Source organism: Vibrio sp. 1402 (genome assembly GCF_033340275.1).
On record NZ_JAWOWE010000737.1, the window covers coordinates 1 to 512 of the forward strand.

Here is a 512-nt window from a genome sequence, read left to right on the forward strand (position 1 = left end):
TGATCTTCTTGACCCGTTTCAAGAACGGTATATAAGTCGCTGTCGCGTAATGTATCCGTAAGCGGTTTGTTGAGCGCCTTATCTCTGTCAATGCCGAGAATCTGGCAAGCACTGCGGTTGATGGAACGAAGCACACCTTGTGCGTCAATGCTGAGTACACCTTCTTTGATAGTACTCATGGTGACTTCCAGTTCACCATACAGACGGCCGATCTCTTCTGGTTCGAAGCCTAAAATCGCGCGCTGGAATTTTCGAGACGCGTAATTGGACACCACGGCATTTGCCACCACTACAACGACAACCATCAAAATTAAAAAAGCGAGGAATGGCTCAATGCGATCTTGGAGCCTGTCGAGCAAATACCCCACCGACACCACACCAATGATGTTACCTTGTGCGTCGAATATCGCCGCTTTACCGCGGACGGAATAACCCAAAGAACCGCGAGCTGTAGACACATAGGATTGACCTTCGACCAGAGCTCGTTGGTTGTCGCCCCCTTTCATTGGCTT

At 49.6% G+C, this 512-nt stretch carries 1 protein-coding gene; it reads right to left on the reverse strand.

Translation table 11 applies throughout. The features are described 5' to 3' along the window. Positions 1–512 (reverse strand): PAS domain-containing protein (locus R7044_RS28215; RefSeq protein WP_225456404.1); only part of this gene is annotated, 512 nt, incomplete at both ends.